This is a genomic window from Blautia aquisgranensis (assembly GCF_040096615.1).
Classification (GTDB): domain Bacteria; phylum Bacillota; class Clostridia; order Lachnospirales; family Lachnospiraceae; genus Blautia_A; species Blautia_A aquisgranensis.
In genome coordinates, this window is sequence record NZ_JBBMEJ010000009.1 from 44442 (window position 1) to 61710 (window position 17269).

Consider the following 17269-nt stretch of genomic DNA (forward strand, 5'->3'; position numbering starts at 1 on the left):
CCTGAATATATAAACCCATTCCTGTGTTGCTTGACATACAGGATTTCTCCATTCGGATTCCCTTATCTGGAAATATCCGTTTACCGGTCTGTCCTTAAGTTATACTACTTACAGGGTATTGATAAATCTCATAAATGCTTCCCTGCCCTCTGGTGTGCATTTATAAACACCGGCATCCTCCAGAACATGAACAAACACATTGCCCACTTCTTTTCGGAGAACTTCCTGAATATTGTCTTTGTCAAGTTTCTCATATTTTGGCAGAAATTCTGCAACCCATTCTGCATGTTTCTCAATCTTCTCATTGGAAGCAATGTCCTTACCACTTAAGATATAATCTTCCAGAAGTTCCAGTTCCTCTTTAAGACGGGCCGGAAGAACAGCAAGTCCCATAACCTCGATAAGACCGATATTCTCTTTTTTAATATGATGGTATCTTGCATGCGGATGATAAACACCAAGCGGATTCTCTTCTGTCGTAATATTATTTCGTAATGTCAGATCAAGCTCAAAAGTATCTCCTGCCTTACGCGCAATCGGAGTAATCGTATTATGTGGCTCTCCATCTGTCTCCGCAAAAATAAATGCTGTCTCATCTGTATAACCTCTCCAGTTAGCCAGCACATGAGTCGCAAGATCGATCAGTCTCTTCTCATCCTTACTGCGGATACGGAGAACAGAAAGCGGCCATTTTACGATACCGGACTCAACATCCTCATATCCCGGAATTGTTACATGCTTCTCGATCTCAGCTTTCGCCATGGCAAAGGTGTAATGTCCGCCCTGAAAATGATCATGACTTAAAATTGATCCACCTACGATCGGAAGATCCGCATTAGAGCCAAGGAAATAATGAGGAAACAGTTTCACGAAATCAAACAGTTTCACAAATGTATTTCTCTCTATTTTCATAGGAGTATGTTTGCTGTTGAATACAATGCAATGCTCGTTATAATAAACATATGGAGAATACTGAAAGCCCCACGGACTGTCATTGATCGTAATCGGAATGATTCTGTGGTTCTCTCTTGCCGGATGATTGACTCTTCCTGCATAGCCTTCATTTTCCGGACAGAGCAGACATTTCGGATAGCTGCTGGATTTCACCAGTTTAGCAGCTGCGATCGCCTTGGGATCTTTTTCCGGCTTGGAAAGATTGATTGTGATATCGATCTTACCATATTCGCTGTCTACTGTCCACTTCTGATCTTTTTTTACACGATAACGTCTGATGTAGTTACTGTCCTGACTCAACTTATAAAAATAATCCGTAGCTTTCTCCGGATCTTCTTTATAAGCATCCCAGAATTCTTTCTGCACCTGTGCCGGCCGTGGCATCAGACAGTTCATAAGCTTTGTATCAAACAAATCTCTGTATACAACACTATCCTCTATGATTCCTCTCTTCACTGCTTCATCCAGAAGTTCATTCAATACTTCCTCCAAATTAATTTTAGCATACTCAGTCTCCGGTTCTGTATATTCACTTTCACCAAAGGCATCCAGAAGAAGATTCGTCGCATAGATTCTCTCGCATTCTGGTGTGATTCCACTCTCAACTCCATACTGCACCAGTTTTTTGATACTTTCACTTAACATTGCATTTTCCCCTTTCCTGTCGCGCTTTTGCTACGGCAGACTTTTAATCCTCTGCCGCTTTATGCTAAACGGATCAGATTAACTCCGATCCGTCTCGCTGTCTTAACTGTTCCTGCCCTGTCTGATCCCTTTCAGATATTTGTTTTCTGTTACAGCAATTATTTTTTATTCTGTAACATTCTCTATATAAGTTAAAAATACATTTCCAGCCTTCTCGAACAGTGCCGTACTGTCATTCAGTCCATATGGGTTTGTCTGACCTGTTGCCGGATCGTAAAGATATGTGTTGTATTCATCATAGCCTACTATCACAACACTGGAATTGTCTCCTGTTTTTGCAATTACCGGTCTCTGTGCACTTACCTCATACAGTACATTGTCCAGACTGCAACCGGTAAGATCGATCACGGTTCCGGTATCTCCGAGTCCCTTCTGAAGCTCATCCTTTTTCCAGCTGGCTGTCCTGATAATTTCCGGCACATCTTCAATATTAAGCTGCATTTTTGTTTTCTTGTTGCCTCGTTCCCAGATATACTGCTGTGCCCGGTTAAGAACAACGCCTGTCTGATCATCTGCACGTTTTACAGCTGCTGCCGGGTCTGTATAAATTCGATCCAGAGAACCATACGCATAGACATAATAGAGTTCTCCCTGCGGAACTGTAGTATCCAGTGTTACAGATGCATCTTCCGTACTTTCGATTTTAGAATAAACAAGAAGCGGATTGTCCGTTTCCGGTTTCTGGGATATCGTCAAACGGATCAGTGTTCCGGCACGATTGGTCGTAATCAGTGCCACATCTATCTGACTTCCGGAAGCCTTGCTGTTGTTCATGATGTTGTCTTTTTTCTGGGCTGCATAGGTATTTCCGGATTTCGCAGAAAGCTCAAATTCCATCATTGTTGTGCCTACAGTCACATTCGTTACATAAAGGCCCTTCTGATGGTACTCTTTTTTCAGTTCACCTTCAAAGCTTTCGATACGAAAAGTGCTGATTCCTTCTGTCTTATGTCCGTTTTCGTCTGTGAGGATATCTCCATCCGCCACAATTCCGTATACAAAATCTTCATTCATAAAGCCAAGTGCCCGCAGATTCTGTCCGCTTTCCGGCAGGATATCCCTGGTTTTCAGCGAATCAAACTCAATCTCACGAAGTTTTCCTTTATCATCGCCGGAAGTAATCAGCCATGCTGCATGTGCTTTTGTATCGGAAACTACAAAACTGTTCTGCCTAATTCCCTCTTCCAGCACCTGAGAGGTTCCGTTTTCAATATCTACCTGATATAACTTCTGTGCAAAAAGCAGAAACAGCTGATTATCCTTGTTTACATAAGTCAGAATCCCAAGATCTTCTTTCAGAAATTCATAGGATTCTGTACTTGGTATAAATACCTTCTCTTCCACAACATTCCTGTCACTGTTGTAATGATAAACGCAGACTCCGCTGTAGCCTTCATGAATTCCTCGATTCATATAACCATACAGTACAAAATCCACATCTCCGCTATCCGACACACGGATAATCTTGATATCATGATCGTTGCGTACATATCTGGAATCATTATTCTCTTCTTTACGAAAGCTGAATATCCGTGTAATCTTGCCCCCTGCCGGTGCATAGGACCACAAATCTCCATCCTGTTCAAAAACAACGATTGTTCCATCACTGTTTGCAGAATATGTTACATTTTTATCTCTGATTCCAAGAAGAAGTCCTGCATCTGAGACAACGGTCTGCGACGGATCAAATACCTTAGTCGCCGAACGTTTAAAATCAAGGAGCAGAATTCTCGTCTCCGTATAACGCATACGATAAAACTCTGTAACATCATAGAGTTCTGTATTTCCCTCATCATCCTCGGCTGACACCTGATAATCCAGAGTAATACTGGCGGTTGTCTCATTGATATCATCAATCAGCGGAACCCCCTCCATATAAAGCTTCGGAGCCAATGAGCCCCAGCTGATATTGGAAAGTCCTGAGTTGATTGTTATATTATTGAAATTTGTTCCACTGGAAGTATCTTCTGCCTCCAGATAACCAGTCAGTGTATCTGCCTGTTCCTTATCCAGACATTTTTGGGAAAAATCTTTTACAAACTGCAAGTAGGATTCTGTATTAAGCTGGGTTCTGGAAACAACTCTTGTATAGTAATAGACTTCTCCTTCATTGGTATCCAGTGTAATCTGCATGGAATATTCCTGGTTCATTCTGAGATCGCTTCCTATCTCGATTTCTGCGCTCAGATAACCATTCTCTTCTTTTGTAAGATTCTTGATCTTACGGTTTTCCATGACCTTACTTCCATCGGATGTACGCACCTCATAGGCAAGTCCTGTCACAGAATCTGTATAGGGATTGATCTCAAAAGTTAATTTCTTGGTAGTATCCAGAGGCGTAATGCTTCCGCGCATAAAATCTGTCTGCATAGCCTGTCTGTATCCATACATCTTATTCGCCTGGGTACTTCCGATCTTTACCATAACTTCTGGAAGCGTTGCATCGTTCATATCAGAGCGGTTATCTGTAGACTGACTGTTCATAAGAAGAGAGCTGCCAGTTACCACCACTGCAAAAAGCACCAGAAGAACTGCTGCTTTGCCTAGAATCTTCTTCATGTCATTCCCCCTTCTGTGAGATCGACTCTTCCGGATAAAGCAGTCTGTCCAGGGTTGGATTTACATGAAGTGCTTCCATGGACTGTGCAAAGCTGTTCCTGCTCTTTTTCTTTCCGGTTTTTACTGCTCGGATCAGAATATTCTTCGGCGTATGTTCCATATCTATAAATTCAAGAAGCTGTGTTTCATATCCCCTGCTTTCAAGAAGTTCTGCCCGAAGTCCGTCTGTGATCAGTGCCGCCATTCGCTCTTTCAGGATACCATATCGCATAATCGGCTGGAGAGTCTCATTGCGGATCTGTCTGTTCAGCTCATGCTGGCAGCATGGAACGGACAGGATAACCTGTGCTCCCCATTCCACAGCCTTTGCCAGAGCAAAATCCGTTGCCGTATCACAGGCATGAAGTGTTACTACCATATCCACAGATGAGACGCCTTCATAACCTGCAATATCTCCCTGATAAAAATGAAGCTTCTCATAGCCATAGGATCTGGCAAGCTCACTGCAATGTCGGATCACATCTTCCTTAAGATCCAATCCTATGATATTTACATCAAAACCTTCCAGCTCGCGGAGATAATAGTACATTGCAAAAGTAAGATAGGATTTTCCACAGCCAAAATCCAGAATCGTAATTTCTCTGTCCTTCGGAAGCTTCGGAAGGATATCTCGGATAAATTCCAGAAAACGGTTGATCTGGCGAAATTTATCATAACGGGAAGCTACTATCTTTCCATCCTTTGTCATAACTCCAAGATCCACCAGAAATGGCGCCGCCGTTCCTTCTTTTAAAATATACTGTTTGACCCGATTATGCGGAGCGATCTTTGTGTTCTGTGTGGGCGCATGCTGTTTGGTCTTTATTGTTGCCTTGCCTTTTTTGCTGATCAGAATACTTCCGTCCTGCATACGTCCTTTTGTCTGTAACTGACGGAATTCTTTCATCGCATACTCAAGGTAATCTATGATCTCTTCTTTTGAATAATTTTTGTGATAAACCTTAGGCCCCTCTGTCATAGAAGCCTGATAGCAGATCCTGCCTTTCAGCTCCACAGGACGAAGCTTCACCTTCGATGGTCCTTCGCCTGTCCTGCGACCGCTCAGAACAGCCTGAATCAGCTGTTCATTAATCTGTTCTTCTAAAAATTCCCTTATTGTTTTCATCATATTCCCATTATAATCGTTGTTTTTCTGTGCTTAAAAAAGGCGGCATTTTCTGCATCTGCGGCGTCTGCACCGCCTTCTGGATATCTCCTGATATACCAGTACTTCGATCAGATCATCCAGAAAATTCCCCGGAATCTCCTGTGCACTGGCATCTGATGCCATCTCATCCTTCACCTGGCTGCATATATGATACAGCATAAAACGATCCGGATATTCATCATAAAGCCGGCTTCCTTCATAATCCAGAAGCTGGCATTGCGCTTCGGCTTTTTCCTGAATCCTTCTTGCAGTATCCGGATAGTAGGATTTCATCAGATCAAATTCTTTTTCCTGTTCTCTTTCTTCATTATAGATATCAGGATTCCCCTGTGCCGCATAAAACGGATAAAAATCTCGATAAAGCATAACGATTCTGCTGCCTCTCTCTGTTATCTCTTACAGTATATGCAGCAAAAAAGTGTCGGTTCCGTTTATCCTTACAGTTCTTCAGGCCATACGTTTCAGCATTCCCTGTGTGAGACGGACGCTGTGTTCAATGGCAAGCTTCTCAAATGCCGGATAATCCATGTTTGCGCTGTTATCTGCCTTATCGGAGATCGCACGGATGATCAGGAATGGGATTCCGTTAAGAGCTGCTGCCTGTCCGATTGCTGCACCTTCCATCTCAACCGCATATGCGCTGAACTCTTTTACAATATTGTCTTTAACTCCCTGATCACAGACAAACTGATCTCCGGAAGCAATTCTTCCCTCAAATACCTGGATCTCAGGATTTACCTCTGCACATACATCATGTGCGATCTTACGAAGGCATTCATCTGCCTTAAAAGAAAATTCTTTCATCTGCGGAATCTGTCCTTTCGGATAACCAAAACCTGTGGCATCCATATCATGATGAAGAACATCTGTGGAAAGTACGATATCTCCGATATTGATATCATTGTTCAAGCTTCCTGCAATCCCTGTATTGATCACAGCCTCAACCCGGAAAAGATCTGCAAGGATCTGTGTACATATACCTGCATTTACCTTACCAATTCCGGACTGTACTACAACAACCTTCTTATCTTCCAGAATTCCCTCGTAAAAATCCATTCCGGCTCTTGTTGTAATCTTTACATTCTCCATAACTTCTTTCAGTCTGGCAACTTCCTGTTCCATTGCGCCTATGATTCCAACACATTTCATGATAATTAAATCCTCTCTTTCTGTATCGTATAGTACCAGATAGGTCAAATTGTCCCTTCTGATATCTCTTTTTCTCTTTCTACAACGTTCATTATAACAAATTTTATTTTTTATGGAAACTTTTTTTCAGAGATGCTATAATTAGCAGCATATATTATGTTAAAAGGAGATAATAAGAATGGTTTACAAGACAAAAGGTGTCTGTGCTCAGGGAATTGAGTTCGAGATCGATGATAATAAGAAAGTTCACAATATTAAATTCACAGGTGGCTGCTCCGGAAATACTCAGGGTGTGGCTCATCTTGCTGAAGGAATGGATGCTGAGGAAGTTATCAGCCGTCTGGAGGGAATCCGCTGTGGTTTCAAGCCAACCTCTTGTCCGGATCAGCTTGCCAAGGCGATTCGTGAGGCGCTTGCTGAGAATTAAGCTTAACTATTTTGATCACACTACCAGGAACTGCTTCCTGATAGTGTGATTTTTTATACTGTTATCTGTTTATTATAGTCTGAAGATCAGAAATCACTTCTGTCCCATTTATCACACAGGGACTGAATATCCCTTGCAAAACGGTCCAGATCTTTATTCGGACAACCTTCGTTCTTACGGATCACAGTCATCAAACGGCGGCCCATAGCCAGCAGCTTCTCGTATGCGCGGGCAGCACGGCTGGTCTTAGGAGATGCAGTTGCCTTGACAATACGAATACCTACAGCCTCATGAATACATTTGTTCTCAAGAAGATCATATTCTGTTCCACTGAATGGTGCCGTAGCATCATATCCCAGCTCTTCTTTCAGTCTTTGGGCAAAAATCTCTGTCACTGTATCATCACCATGTGTAACAAACACATGCTTTGGTTTTTCCTCAAAGGCTCTGACCCAGTCCAACAGGCCATTTACATCTGCATGGCCACTGATTCCCGGCATTCTGCATATCTCAGCAGCTACCTGTACAGTCTCACCAAACAGCTTCATCTCAGTAGCACCTTCCAGCAGGGCGCGTCCCGGTGTTCCAATTGCCTGATATCCTACAAAAAGAACTGTATTTTTCGGATTCCACAGATTATGCTTCAGATGATGCTTGATACGTCCTGCATCGCACATACCACTGGCTGAAATGATCACCTTGCAGTCCTCATCAAAATTAATTGCCCTGGAATCTTCTGTAGTAACAGAAGTCTTCAATCCAGGAAACGATAACGGATTAATTCCTTTATTCAGAAGCTCCATCGCCTCCGCATCATAACAGGTATAGGCATTCTCACTGAAAATCGTAGTTGCCTCATTAGCCAACGGACTGTCCACATATACAGTAAATCCATCATGTCCCTGTACCAGTCCCTGTTCCTTGATCTGTCGGATGAAATAAAGCATTTCCTGTGTTCTGCCTACCGCAAAGGATGGGATTACCAGATTTCCTCCTCGGTCAAAGGTTCTCTGAATGATCTCCGCCAACATTACCGGATAGTCCGGGCGCTCGCCATGGCTTCTGTCGCCATAAGTAGATTCCATGACAACGTAATCCGCATCTCTGATATATGCAGGATCTTTGATAAGCGGTTGATTTGTATTTCCGATATCTCCGGAAAATACGATCTTCTCTGTCTTATCCTCTTCTGTCATCCAAATTTCAATACTGCTGGATCCAAGAAGATGTCCTGCATCTACAAAACGTACCTCTATACCTTCAGCCGGTTTAATGATCTTATCATAGGGACATCTGACAAAATTTCGCAGAACTCCCATCGCATCTTCCATCGTATATGCAGGTATAAATTCCGGTTTACCTTCTCTGCGACCTTTACGATTTCTCCATTCTGCCTCAAACATCTGAATGTGCGCGCTGTCACGAAGCATAATGTCACAAAGGTTACAAGTTGCCTCCGTTGCATAAATCGGTCCCTGATAACCTTTTGCATATAATGCCGGAAGATTTCCGGAATGATCCATATGTGCATGTGTTAAAAGCACAAAATCAAGATCTCCCGGAGCTATAGGCAGATCCCTATTCTCATAATAATCCGGCCCCTGTTCCATACCATAATCCACCAGGAATTTTCTTCCCGCAGCCTCCAGATAATAACAGCTTCCAGTTACCTCATGCGTTGCACCGATAAATGTTATCTTCATGCACAAGCCCCCTTTTATCCGTCTTTTTTCTAAATTATAAGCAGTTTTAATGGACATTTCGTTTATTAACGATTATGTTGTTGTATTTATTATACATTAAATATATTGTTTTTGATAGTCTTTTTGTGGAATATATATGATTTTTTATAAATATTTTATTAGAACTTCCAGATTTATACAAATTCAGATTTTTTGAGAACTTGTTTATTCAGATTTTTTATTTCAGAATCCCCCAGCGATGATATGGTAATGTAAGTTTACTGGATTTTTATTTATTTTCAAACATCGCTGGAGGGGCAATGAGCTTTATTTAATTAAAACACCTTTTGTTAAGGTTTTTACAGATTCTTTACTTCCATCTTTCGCAGCATGATAGCCACGTACACGATAATAATATCCTCTTGGAACAATCACAGTAATGTCTTTAGTCAAATTGCTGGCATTAGACGCTGTAAAATCCCAGCTTTTATATGTTATATATGTTCCATTCACTTTTCGTTCCAGATATAAACTTAAATATACCTTGGAGCAGTTATGATGACACTGGGTTATACCAGATACTCCCACCTTATTGCTGGCCATTTTTTTCACACTTGTTGTTCCAAAACTCAGATTATTTCCTCTAAGAATACTATACGCTGTATCTTCAGCATAATCCTCTTCAGTTTCCAGTTCCGTAACTGTCAATTCGTTTGCAAATACACTAGCCAGATTCAGCGAAAGACTCAGCGAAATTGCCAAAAGAATAGCACCTATTATTCTGCCTTTTTTTCTTTTCATATGTATACCTTCTTCTATATGTAAACTTCCATTACAATAATGATACGAATCAATTTTATATTGTTCTCTTTAAAATTTTATATTTCTGATTACTTTTATAAATTCTTTTTCTTTCATTTGACATTCAACCTGATAAAATTCTGAGGAAGTAATCCAATACGCTATATAAGTAGGCTGTTTATCTCCTTTCGCTTTTATTTTCTTTATTTGAATCGCAACATCTTCTTTGTCCAGTTCAATTGTTCCAATTTCTTTTCCATCCAAACTTGCGCCACTGCTTTTATTTGCATTATTATACTTATTAATATATATTGATAAAATTTTATCATTATATTGATATTCTAATATTGCATACTCAAAGTCTTTGCTTACCTTATAATTCTTAAATTCCAATCCATTTGGGCGATACATTAAATACGGCACATCTATCCCCAATTGTTCCTTTATATTTGCAATTGCATTATCTTCATCTACGCTATATACATCACTATTTTTATCATTATCTATTACTATCTTAGTATCATCACCAACCCAATATCTAACCGAATCAATAAAATAACTACGATTCGCCTGACTGGTCATGCCTGCTGCAAAAACTCCAGCTACACAGATAGCAAGAATCGCTGCTACACGTACAAATCTGTTTTGTTTCCTTGCCGGCAGATATACAATTTTTATCTTCTCATCATCTTTCAGATTTTTACCTCTATGACCATCAGTTTCATAACTGTTATTTTCTTCTTCATAAATGCCATCTGCTTTCAATCTCTCCACAAGCCTTGCATAAGCAGCTTTCGTTTCTTCTTCTGTTTCTTCATACTCAGGAATATTCCCGTCTGGAAACAAAATTCTTTCCATTTCATCTGCTTCGCGGTAATATTCTTCCGCAAGCCATTTTTTCAGTTCCTCATCCCTGAAATTTTTCATCTTTTTTCTCCTGCAAAACCTATCTTTCCTTGACAATTTCTCCGTTAGAGTTCATATTTAATGATAATATATGACTATTCAGGAGGAATCCAAATGAAACACATCGTACTTACCGGCGGCGGTACAGCCGGACATGTAACCCCTAATATCGCTTTGATTCCAAGACTCAAAGAACTTGGTTATAAAATCTCCTACATCGGTTCCTATGAAGGAATCGAGAAAAAGCTCATCGAAGAGCTCGGTATTCCCTATTATGGAATCTCATCCGGGAAACTGAGACGTTATTTTGATCTGAAAAACTTTTCTGATCCGTTCCGTGTACTGAAAGGCTTCAGCCAGGCCAGAAAAATTCTGAAAGAATTGAAACCAGATGTCGTTTTTTCAAAAGGAGGATTCGTAACCGTTCCTGTAGTAATCGCAGCCGGACGACTGAAAATCCCTGCACTTATTCACGAATCTGATATGACTCCCGGACTTGCCAATAAACTCTGCCTTTCTTCTGCGACAAAAATCTGCTGTAACTTTCCAGAAACAGTAGCTAACCTTCCAGCAAATAAAGCAGTTCTCACCGGAACACCAATCCGCCAGGAACTTCTGACCGGAAATGCTGAAGCCGGACGTAAATTCTGCGACTTCACTTCCGAAAAACCTGTTCTAATGGTTATTGGAGGAAGTCTTGGTGCTGCTTCTGTCAACGATAACATCCGCAAGATTCTTCCTGAACTTCTGAAAGAATTCCAGGTCGTACATCTCTGCGGAAAAGGAAAGACCGCCGAAAACCTGAACGGAACTCCCGGATATGTTCAGTATGAATATATCAAAGATGAACTTCCCGATCTGTTCGCGCTTTCTGATATCATAATTTCCCGTGCAGGTGCCAATGCTATCTGTGAAATTAATGAGCTGCATAAACCAAACCTTCTGATTCCGCTCTCAGCCAAAGCCAGTCGTGGTGATCAGATTCTTAATGCACGTTCTTTTGAACGCCAGGGATTCAGCATGGTTCTCGAAGAAGAAGAAATCACTGAAACAAAACTTCTCGATACCATTCGTCAGCTTTATACAGATCGTCAGAAATATATTGATGCCATGGCAGGAAACGGTCATGTAGATTCTATTCGTAAGATCACAGATCTTATTGAAGAATGTATCCGCGCCTGACAGATAACCGCCTTCAAAAACAGCTCTGCCATTCCCTTATCAGGGCTGGCAGGGTTTTCTTTTATCCATAAATTTTCCTGTAGTGTTCCTTTAACCAACGCTTTGCCTTATAAATCCTGTTATTTACACCACTTTTCGTCAGACCGAATTCCCTTGCAACTGTCTCAACTGGAATCCCGGCAAATTTAACCTGTATCAGAATTTCATAATTCATTGGCTGCTCTGCACGAAATTTTTCCAGTATCATATTCATAAATTCATTTTCTTCTTTACGTATCAGCTCCGTTTCCGCATCATCATACGTCTCATAGTTTAAAAAAGAAGCGATTTCTTCCTGACATGAAAATTCATGCCGGAAGCTCGCCTTCTTTCTGTAATCCAGTGCTTTATTCACAGCCGACCTGCGTATAAATGCATCAAGCATTTTTTCATTTTCAAAATTCAGATCATTCTTCATGATGTACATTTTATAAAGCACATCCTGACTGACATCATCTGCAATGTGCCAGTCTTTCAGTACTCCATAGGCATATATTCTGGCTATTTTTCGATACTTCAAATAAAATTGATCATAATTCATTTATTCATGTTTTCTCTTTAGTTGGTTATTAGTTACTCTTTCACTTTCTGCAAAATTTCCTCTTTATCTGCATCGCTGAGCTGTCCCGGTGTCCAGGTCAGGCCCACTCCATCACCTTCATATCTGGGAATCAGATGCATGTGAAAATGAAATACTGTCTGCCCTGCAATTTCTCCATTGTTCTGTACAATATTAAATCCATCACAATGCAGTGCATTTGTAAGCTTTCCTGCCATTTTCTTTGCAAGGATCATTGCCTTTCCAGCTGTCTCGTCCGGCAATTCGTAGATATTAGCTGCATGTTTCTTCGGTAAAATCAGAGAATGACCTTTACTCGCAGGACCAAGATCCAGAATCACCCGGAAATCTTCATCTTCATAAAGTGTTGCTGACGGAATCTCTCCATTTGCTATTTTACAGAATATACAATCTCCCATTTTTTTGTCCTCCTGTTTTTAGAAATTAATTTATTGCTATTTCTATTTTGTCGTATTTTAGGGATTTTTTCAATACTGTTGTTATTGATATTTAAATTTTCTGATGTTAATATTTTTTTGAGGTGATAATATGTGTAACGATAATACAGTTGACAAACTAAAAAATGAATTCCATTATACTCTTTCAAAATTCTCTCATGAAATCCGCAATCCTCTGACACTCATCAGCAGTGGACTGCAGATGATCGCTTCTGCTCATCCTGAAGTTCAGGATTATAAACAGTGGGATGATATCATGGACAATCTTGATTATGTCAAAGAGCTTCTCAATGAATTTTCTACTTTTAATAATGCCGGCCGCATCAACCTTACCAGTACAGACACCGGCACCTACCTGAAAACCATTCTCTCATCCGTAAAACCAACTCTGGACTATCTTGATATCCAGCTGGATACAGACATTCCAGATTCTCTTCCCATAATGATGCTGGATCAGATACGTATCCGTCAGATGCTTCTTAATCTTCTGAAAAATGCCTGGGAAGCTGTCCCTGTTCCGGGCGGTAAGATTTCGTTCTCCGTCCGCCTTAAGAACCCCGGTATCTGCATTGACATTCGTGACAACGGATGTGGAATCTCACCAGAACAACAGGCAGAAATTTTTCAGCCGTTCTTCACAACAAAAGAATCCGGCACCGGGCTTGGACTTCCTGTAGTAAAACAGGTCGTTGAAGCACATGATGGTTCTATTTCCGTAGAAAGCGCTCCGGATCATGGAACTGTCTTCCATATTTTCCTCGGATGATAAATAAAAACTGCCACCAGAAAACCACATAACATTCCACCGGCATGTGCAGCATTATCCACACCTTCACTGGCAAATCCGAAGTAAAGTGAAAAAGCAGCCATAATGATCATCTGCCGCATAGTAAGATCTGCGACTCTTCCTTTGTGGCGGATGATTACATAAATCATCCCACCTATTACCGCAAAGACCGCCCCTGAAGCACCTGCCGACACCGCAAAAACGCCTGTGTGCATATCCCAGCACAGTGAAACAATGTTTCCTCCAATACCACCGGCCAGATAGATCAGCAGAAACCGCATTCTCCCCACAGCAGGTTCCAGACGCTGTCCCATAACAAATAATACCAACATATTATTAACCAGATGCGGCAAGCCAAAATGTAGGAACATGCTCGAAAAGATCCGGTACCATTCTCCCTGTTCCAAAATTAACGGAGCATAAGCAGCTCCACATTCCAGCATATGCGGACCATTTTCTGAACCACCTGTAAATTCCACTATCAGAAAGATCAGTGTGTTTAAAAAAATCAGCCCGGCTGTCACAGGTTCTTTTTTTATTTCTTCCACGTGTAACCTCTTTTCCAATCAGATTATTTCGATTCACAGTTAACAGTCCCAAAAATTCTGACATATCAACTGTTCATCAAACAGATTTTGGATTATTTTAACAGATTTGGAAAGCATATACAACCTGCGTCTCTGGGTCCTTTATATAATACGATAAAAGCGCTCCATTTTCTCTCTATTATTTCAGAAAAATATAACGGGCCTGTGCAAAATCTACTTCATCTTCATTTTCCAGCAGATGATCTTCTCCCGTTTTTAATATCTGTCCGTTTATACATGTTCCATTTCTTGAATTCAGATCCGTCAGATAGTATTCTCCGGCTCGTTTACGGATCTTGGCATGAATACGGCTCACGGTAGGAATATTGATCACTGCATCTGCTGCTGTTTCCAGCTTACCGATCACGGTAATATCCTGTTCTAGATAGATTGTTGCAAGTTCTCCCGGCTCCCTGCTTACCAGTGTCGCCGGACCTTTTACCGCACCAGAAGAAAGAACGACTGTTTCACCAAACTCTTCTGTAAACTTTTCTGTCTTTTTTCTTTTGGGCAGAATCTCCTGCTTTTTTTCTTTTACGTTCTCATTGATATCTGTGTCTATACCGCCACTTACCGTCATATTTTCTTTATTTTCAATATTTTCCTTTTCCCATCTTTCTTCTTCATATGACAAATGCTTATTCTTCCGACTGACATCCGCATCATAATTTTCTTCCGCTCTTTTCGGATCTTTCTCAACAATATTTTTATTCTTTTTATTTTCTGTGATTTTTTTCAGCAAAACATAGCTTAACATTCCAAGGGACATCAAAAGCAACACGATTCCCAGAAAAACTTCCACACTTACCCTTGGAATATATCCCATAGTCATTCCTGTCGTAATTGCAAGCAATATGAAAAGCGCTCCCATAAATCCGATAACCGGTTTCCATACTTTTCCTGTTTCTGTTGTTTCAGAATTATTTTTCTTCCAGTTTCTGCGGGAAGTTTTTTTCGTCTCCTTGGGCTTTTCACGTTCCCAGCTTTCCATCTGCCAGAGCTCTTTCTGTGAATCATTCTGCAATGTATTTTTTTCTTCTGGAACTGTAGCCGGCTTCTTTTCATAATCCTCAAAATCAGATGCTGCTCCTTCTCTCACTTTATACAGTTCTTCCTTAATATGTTCAAGATGAAAACTATCCTCCAGGGCACGACGATACACGCCGTATCCAAGCATTACTGCTCTTCCGTCTTCATGATCCAGTCTTGGAAGAAAATACTCTGCCAGACTCTGAAACTGCTTCTGTACTTCTCCCTGGAATCCCGGAAGATAACAAAAACGTACATTTTTCTTTTCTGCATCCATATAAATGTACTCCGGCTCCAGAATCAACTGACATGGATTCAAAAGATACTCCGACATTTCCTCCATCACCTGTATAAACCCGGATAAAATCACCTGAAGTTCCTCTATTCCCAGTTTTCTGTTTTCGTACAAAGTTGTAAGAGGCTGCCTGGAGGTCACATCATAATACACCATAAATTTCCCATCCATGCCCTGAATTCTGCATTGAAGAAGATCCGGAACTACATTTGCCACAATCATACGTACCTGATAGGAATCTGTATCGATCATCTCTTCTCCTGTCAGAATTAGATAATTATGATTCATATCTCTTTTATATTCTGCTCTCATTTTAATGTCACCTCTTCCACCGTCTCCCTGGCGCTCTTTATTTTGCGTATCCATCCAACCGGACGTAAACACACCGCTTTTCCGGTTACCTTTATATTCCACGTCAGCCCCAGAAATCCTGCCGGAATTTCCATTCGATAAGTTAACTGTACATTTTTTCCTGCACTTGTATATATACTGAGATTTTCTCCTCCGGGCAGTCCGGTGCTTCCAAGCATTCTGCCCTGCATATCTGCTTTTTCGTATACATTACCATTTTTACTGTATCCTTCCATGCTTCCACTGACTGCTGCTTCGTAAGCTGCAGCAGTCAGCCAGGCTCTGTTGTGCACAAAAAAGTTCAGATATAAAAGCCCCATCAGTATCAGAAGAATCAGCGGCATAAGCAGCGCTGCTTCTATCGTAAAACTGCCTTTTTTTATTTTTGTCACAAAAATATCCCTCCCATATATCCAGCTAGAAGAAAAGGCGCAAAAGGTATTTCTTCATTTCGTGCCTTTTTGAATACGCAAAGCTGGAGTCCCGCATAGATTCCGCAGAGAAGCATTGCCATGCAAAGAATTCCCATAAGTGTTCTTGCATTCAATACCGTTCCCATAGCCAGGATCAGAAGGCTGTCCCCTGCTCCGACGCCCCCTCGACTCATTACAGATATTATTGTTGCAGCACCCCCAATGCCCATTGCAATAAGCCCTTGTGGATACAAGGTTCCCTCTATTATTCTCCATAAGATTCCACCTGCAAGAAACAAACCAAGCACAGGAAGACAGATTTCCCTTTTCCTGATATCCGTCCATGTATTAATCACCAGAAATATTGTTACGCAGATTTCACCTCTGCTCATACATTCCACATCTCCTCTCATCCACAGCGTCCACATGCGCCCATTTTGCCGGAAACCTCTGACTCTTTTACCATACGTATGGAACGCTTCAGACCACTGCAACTCTCTTGGTTATGAAAGCGATTACTTTTTTTCGTGATATACACTACTCCTGCCGGTTCCTGTCCACGGCTGCATAACTCACAGGCCTGATATTTTTCTCCATAAGCATTTTTCATACTTTTTACAGCTGATCCTGATATCTGCTGCATAGAAACATTCAGATAACTGCAGCTTAAGTTTCTGTGATAAACAGTTCCTGATTCCGTCACATAAACCATTGGCTGACTCTCCACCAGATTTTTACCATCTTCATACAAAATCCCTGTCCAGGCATGGACTTTTACCGTGTTGTGAAACCAGATCTTTGGCAGCGGAACCAGACCACCAACAGGCTGATAACCATATACATCCGGTAATACAATATTGGCTCTTTGTGAGCCACCGGCTCCATAAGCATACATGCCTGCCTCTTTTGCATTCTGACACAATTTGGTCAGATGCTCTGTCTGTATCCGGTAAATATCCATAAAAGAAAGCATGGTTATCACGCCAAAGAAAAACATCGGCAGCACCAGTGCCGTTTCAACTGTAAGACTTGCTTTTTTGAGTTTTTTTCTGAAGGCACACAGGGATACTTTTCCAGAAAGTAAATTCCTGAGTATCGGGGGAAACAGGAAAAATCTTCTTCTCGGAGAGCGCCTTTCTCTTTTTTGGTCCAGTCTGTCTATCTGATCGTTATTGTTTT

General features: G+C 41.1%; 18 protein-coding genes. 3 read left to right on the forward strand and 15 right to left on the reverse strand.

Annotated features, from left to right (window positions below):
- Window positions 1-108: 108 nt before the first annotated feature.
- The 5 genes from galT to WMO28_RS08735 form a co-directional block, all read right to left on the reverse strand.
- Complete coding sequence (galT, locus tag WMO28_RS08715) at window positions 109-1599, reverse strand: UDP-glucose--hexose-1-phosphate uridylyltransferase (RefSeq protein WP_178642569.1); 1491 nt, start codon at window positions 1597-1599, stop codon at window positions 109-111.
- 165 nt (window positions 1600-1764) lie between these two features.
- Window positions 1765-4218: a hypothetical protein gene (locus tag WMO28_RS08720; RefSeq protein ID WP_178642571.1), complete on the reverse strand. Its 2454-nt coding sequence runs from the start codon at window positions 4216-4218 to the stop codon at window positions 1765-1767.
- A 1-nt stretch (window position 4219) separates the two neighbouring features.
- Window positions 4220-5383, reverse strand: coding sequence for a methyltransferase (locus WMO28_RS08725; protein WP_178642581.1), 1164 nt, complete (start codon window positions 5381-5383; stop codon window positions 4220-4222).
- A 33-nt stretch (window positions 5384-5416) separates the two neighbouring features.
- A complete protein-coding gene (locus WMO28_RS08730; protein ID WP_178642573.1) occupies window positions 5417-5791 on the reverse strand; it encodes a hypothetical protein in 375 nt (124 codons plus the stop codon).
- Window positions 5792-5872: 81 nt separating this feature from the next.
- On the reverse strand, window positions 5873-6574 hold the full coding sequence (locus tag WMO28_RS08735; protein WP_349056700.1) for a 5'-methylthioadenosine/adenosylhomocysteine nucleosidase: 702 nt from the start codon (window positions 6572-6574) through the stop codon (window positions 5873-5875).
- A 178-nt stretch (window positions 6575-6752) separates the two neighbouring features.
- Between WMO28_RS08735 and WMO28_RS08740 the strand changes: the two genes are divergently transcribed.
- A complete protein-coding gene (locus WMO28_RS08740) occupies window positions 6753-7001 on the forward strand; it encodes a TIGR03905 family TSCPD domain-containing protein (RefSeq protein WP_178642577.1) in 249 nt (82 codons plus the stop codon).
- Window positions 7002-7087: 86 nt separating this feature from the next.
- On the opposite strand, the gene WMO28_RS08745 is transcribed toward WMO28_RS08740, so the two are convergent.
- The 3 genes from WMO28_RS08745 to WMO28_RS08755 all read right to left on the reverse strand — a co-directional run bounded on the left by WMO28_RS08745 (window position 7088) and on the right by WMO28_RS08755 (window position 10411).
- Complete coding sequence (locus tag WMO28_RS08745; RefSeq protein WP_349056701.1) at window positions 7088-8704, reverse strand: MBL fold metallo-hydrolase RNA specificity domain-containing protein; 1617 nt, start codon at window positions 8702-8704, stop codon at window positions 7088-7090.
- A gap of 306 nt (window positions 8705-9010) precedes the next feature.
- On the reverse strand, window positions 9011-9484 hold the full coding sequence (locus WMO28_RS08750; RefSeq protein ID WP_349056703.1) for a DUF6147 family protein: 474 nt from the start codon (window positions 9482-9484) through the stop codon (window positions 9011-9013).
- A 69-nt stretch (window positions 9485-9553) separates the two neighbouring features.
- Entirely contained in the window at window positions 9554-10411 is an 858-nt protein-coding gene (locus tag WMO28_RS08755) for a DUF4367 domain-containing protein (RefSeq protein WP_349056704.1), read from the reverse strand.
- Window positions 10412-10504: 93 nt separating this feature from the next.
- Between WMO28_RS08755 and murG the strand changes: the two genes are divergently transcribed.
- On the forward strand, window positions 10505-11572 hold the full coding sequence (gene murG, locus WMO28_RS08760; protein ID WP_349056705.1) for an undecaprenyldiphospho-muramoylpentapeptide beta-N-acetylglucosaminyltransferase: 1068 nt from the start codon (window positions 10505-10507) through the stop codon (window positions 11570-11572).
- A gap of 61 nt (window positions 11573-11633) precedes the next feature.
- Here murG and WMO28_RS08765 read toward each other — a convergent pair whose 3' ends face one another.
- Window positions 11634-12152 carry an RNA polymerase sigma factor gene (locus WMO28_RS08765; protein WP_349056706.1) on the reverse strand — a complete coding sequence of 173 codons (519 nt, stop codon included), beginning with the start codon at window positions 12150-12152 and terminating at the stop codon, window positions 11634-11636.
- A gap of 32 nt (window positions 12153-12184) precedes the next feature.
- The gene (locus WMO28_RS08770) at window positions 12185-12589 is read right to left on the reverse strand and encodes an HIT domain-containing protein (protein ID WP_178641518.1); all 405 of its coding nucleotides are present in this window, start codon (window positions 12587-12589) and stop codon (window positions 12185-12187) included.
- A gap of 130 nt (window positions 12590-12719) precedes the next feature.
- On the opposite strand from WMO28_RS08770, the gene WMO28_RS08775 reads away from it, so the two are divergent.
- Window positions 12720-13394 carry a sensor histidine kinase gene (locus WMO28_RS08775; RefSeq protein ID WP_349056707.1) on the forward strand — a complete coding sequence of 225 codons (675 nt, stop codon included), beginning with the start codon at window positions 12720-12722 and terminating at the stop codon, window positions 13392-13394.
- Here the strand turns inward: WMO28_RS08775 and WMO28_RS08780 are convergent.
- The 5 genes from WMO28_RS08780 to WMO28_RS08800 all read right to left on the reverse strand — a co-directional run bounded on the left by WMO28_RS08780 (window position 13361) and on the right by WMO28_RS08800 (window position 17063).
- Window positions 13361-13963, reverse strand: coding sequence for a rhomboid family intramembrane serine protease (locus tag WMO28_RS08780; protein WP_349056708.1), 603 nt, complete (start codon window positions 13961-13963; stop codon window positions 13361-13363). The genes WMO28_RS08775 and WMO28_RS08780 overlap by 34 nt on opposite strands.
- Before the next feature lie 178 nt (window positions 13964-14141).
- Window positions 14142-15638, reverse strand: coding sequence for a DUF6382 domain-containing protein (locus WMO28_RS08785; RefSeq protein WP_178641508.1), 1497 nt, complete (start codon window positions 15636-15638; stop codon window positions 14142-14144).
- A complete protein-coding gene (locus tag WMO28_RS08790) occupies window positions 15635-16069 on the reverse strand; it encodes a TadE/TadG family type IV pilus assembly protein (protein ID WP_349056709.1) in 435 nt (144 codons plus the stop codon). Before WMO28_RS08790 ends, WMO28_RS08785 begins: the two co-directional genes overlap by 4 nt.
- Window positions 16066-16482: a prepilin peptidase gene (locus WMO28_RS08795; RefSeq protein ID WP_349056711.1), complete on the reverse strand. Its 417-nt coding sequence runs from the start codon at window positions 16480-16482 to the stop codon at window positions 16066-16068. Before WMO28_RS08795 ends, WMO28_RS08790 begins: the two co-directional genes overlap by 4 nt.
- 17 nt (window positions 16483-16499) lie before the next feature.
- A complete protein-coding gene (locus tag WMO28_RS08800; protein ID WP_349056713.1) occupies window positions 16500-17063 on the reverse strand; it encodes a hypothetical protein in 564 nt (187 codons plus the stop codon).
- Window positions 17064-17269 lie beyond the last annotated feature (206 nt).

Coding starts and splice junctions, on each gene's coding strand:
- WMO28_RS08750 (WP_349056703.1), bottom strand. CDS start 9,484: ATGAAAAGAAAAAAAGGCAGAATAATAGGTGCTATTCTTTTGGCAATT.
- WMO28_RS08765 (WP_349056706.1), bottom strand. CDS start 12,152: ATGAATTATGATCAATTTTATTTGAAGTATCGAAAAATAGCCAGAATA.
- WMO28_RS08745 (WP_349056701.1), bottom strand. CDS start 8,704: ATGAAGATAACATTTATCGGTGCAACGCATGAGGTAACTGGAAGCTGT.
- WMO28_RS08775 (WP_349056707.1), top strand. CDS start 12,720: ATGTGTAACGATAATACAGTTGACAAACTAAAAAATGAATTCCATTAT.
- WMO28_RS08720 (WP_178642571.1), bottom strand. CDS start 4,218: ATGAAGAAGATTCTAGGCAAAGCAGCAGTTCTTCTGGTGCTTTTTGCA.
- WMO28_RS08730 (WP_178642573.1), bottom strand. CDS start 5,791: ATGCTTTATCGAGATTTTTATCCGTTTTATGCGGCACAGGGGAATCCT.
- WMO28_RS08740 (WP_178642577.1), top strand. CDS start 6,753: ATGGTTTACAAGACAAAAGGTGTCTGTGCTCAGGGAATTGAGTTCGAG.
- WMO28_RS08735 (WP_349056700.1), bottom strand. CDS start 6,574: ATGAAATGTGTTGGAATCATAGGCGCAATGGAACAGGAAGTTGCCAGA.
- murG (WP_349056705.1), top strand. CDS start 10,505: ATGAAACACATCGTACTTACCGGCGGCGGTACAGCCGGACATGTAACC.
- WMO28_RS08800 (WP_349056713.1), bottom strand. CDS start 17,063: ATGCTTTCTTTTATGGATATTTACCGGATACAGACAGAGCATCTGACC.
- WMO28_RS08785 (WP_178641508.1), bottom strand. CDS start 15,638: ATGAGAGCAGAATATAAAAGAGATATGAATCATAATTATCTAATTCTG.
- WMO28_RS08755 (WP_349056704.1), bottom strand. CDS start 10,411: ATGAAAAATTTCAGGGATGAGGAACTGAAAAAATGGCTTGCGGAAGAA.
- WMO28_RS08725 (WP_178642581.1), bottom strand. CDS start 5,383: ATGAAAACAATAAGGGAATTTTTAGAAGAACAGATTAATGAACAGCTG.
- galT (WP_178642569.1), bottom strand. CDS start 1,599: ATGTTAAGTGAAAGTATCAAAAAACTGGTGCAGTATGGAGTTGAGAGT.
- WMO28_RS08795 (WP_349056711.1), bottom strand. CDS start 16,482: ATGAGCAGAGGTGAAATCTGCGTAACAATATTTCTGGTGATTAATACA.
- WMO28_RS08770 (WP_178641518.1), bottom strand. CDS start 12,589: ATGGGAGATTGTATATTCTGTAAAATAGCAAATGGAGAGATTCCGTCA.